Origin of the sequence: Amycolatopsis azurea DSM 43854 (genome assembly GCF_001995215.1) — a bacterium.
Lineage (GTDB): Bacteria > Actinomycetota > Actinomycetes > Mycobacteriales > Pseudonocardiaceae > Amycolatopsis > Amycolatopsis azurea.
Genome location: NZ_MUXN01000053.1, coordinates 1 through 547, shown reverse-complemented (window position 1 = coordinate 547; position 547 = coordinate 1). Strand labels below are relative to the sequence as shown.

The window sequence follows — 547 nt, the reverse complement described above, 5'->3', positions numbered from 1 at the left end:
TCGTCTCTGGTTTTGAGTGTTCTGGCTTCGCGGTCGATTCGCTGGTAGGCGGCGGTGACTTTTTCGACGGGTCCGTCTTCGACTTCGATCGAGGCGACCCCGGTCTCGCCCTGGCGGAGGGTGAGGCGGCGGCCTTCGCGGTGGCGTGCGGTGCGCGCGTCGGCGCCGTCGCGGTCGATGGTGTCGGCCGCGTGGCTTGCCGCTTTCCGGATCTGATCGGGATTCCTGCCCTCCAACCGGTCTTCCAGGAGGGTGTCGGCGGCGCGGGCGTTCTCGTCTGAGAGCCAGGCGGTGGCCGCGGCGACTTTCATCGCGCTGAAACCGGCCAGCTTGCCTTGGTCCATCAGGTTCAGGGTGCGGGGCAGCCGGGTGGTCAACGCCTCGGCGGCGGCGACCATCGCTCCCACGTGATTGTCCACAAGAGACAACTCGAACGCGACCTCCTGCACCACACTCCGCGCGCCGTCGCGGTGCCGGTTCAGCTGGGCGATGGCCCGGAACCGGACCGCCTCCAACTGCGCGATCCCCGCCGACGCCGCCTTCGCGA

General features: G+C 68.9%; 1 protein-coding gene. It reads right to left on the bottom strand.

Translation table 11 applies throughout. The annotated features are described in order from the left end of the window. The coding region (locus tag B0293_RS42795; RefSeq protein ID WP_039920129.1) for a DUF222 domain-containing protein at positions 1-547 on the bottom strand (547 nt) is incomplete at both ends.